The organism is Lysinibacillus sp. NPDC096212, from assembly GCF_044763105.1.
Taxonomy (GTDB): Bacteria; Bacillota; Bacilli; order Bacillales_A; family Planococcaceae; genus Lysinibacillus.
In genome coordinates this window covers 1-1,005 of the sequence record NZ_JBIWFQ010000072.1, presented here as the reverse complement: position 1 = coordinate 1,005, position 1,005 = coordinate 1, and the positions used below count along the sequence as shown (strand labels likewise).

Genomic DNA, 1,005 nt, shown 5'->3' with positions numbered 1-1,005 from the left:
TAGACGCTACCATTATACCGAATTGGGGAGGTGCCCGTTTTTTATTGTTTTAGAACCCTTGATACTAAAGAGATTAGAATTATGAAATTAACTCACATAGAAAATATTTATCTTCTATTCTTACTAATGAGTAAGAATAGAAGATAAATAGTTAGACAACAGTTATTCAATTATAAAGAATATCTAGTCTATAATTTAGACATCAAGTAAACGAGGAGAAATAAAAAAATGAAAAAAATTATAGGCTTAGTTTTAGTTATCGCCATTTTTATTGGTATAGGATTTGGAGTAAAACGTCTTATTGAAGGTCCACCACAATCAGTCAATGGAATTTTAGTGATCGGCACAGAAAAGGATGTCAATAAAGTTAAGCAGTTGTATAAAAATATAACTAAACAAACAGTTGACTACAAAATGAAGTTCATAGTAACAAAAAAAGGTGAATCAAATTTAAAGTATGCAGTTATTAACAAAACTACTGCTGAACCATTAGTTAAGAAAGGAATTATTAGGGCGAGAAAAGATCCAAACAGTACGTCTATCATTTCAGAACCTGTTCATGAAATTAAAGAATTACCCGGTTCACTGAATTTGTTCTATTCTTATAGCGATGGGGATATGGAATTTAACCAAATAGATTTGAATGGACAAATGATACCTGTACATTATCTTAAACATCAAGCATGGATAGGATATATTCCCAAGGATCTTGTTATTCTAAATGACCAAACTTATGATGAATTAGCCGATTCTGAGTCTATGCTCACATTGTTTCAGTTAAATGGTGGTAGTAAATTCGATTATAAAGATAAAGAAAAGATAAACCAAGTTTTCAAAGAAATAGAGAGCGTCTATCCAGATAGCGAAGACAAAGTAAATTTTGTAGACATACAAGATTAACTTCTTTCAGCAAATGTTTTATGTAGCGAAAGCAAAGCGGCAGGTACAAATGTTTTATGTAGCGAAAGCAAAGCGGCAGGTACAAATGTTTTATGTAGCGAAAGC

At 31.3% G+C, this 1,005-nt stretch carries 1 protein-coding gene; it reads left to right on the top strand.

All coding sequences use genetic code 11. The features are described 5' to 3' along the window. Window positions 1-228 precede the first annotated feature (228 nt). Complete coding sequence (locus ACIQ7T_RS27960) at window positions 229-900, top strand: lipoprotein BA_5634 family protein (RefSeq protein ID WP_370082597.1); 672 nt, start codon at window positions 229-231, stop codon at window positions 898-900. Window positions 901-1,005 lie beyond the last annotated feature (105 nt).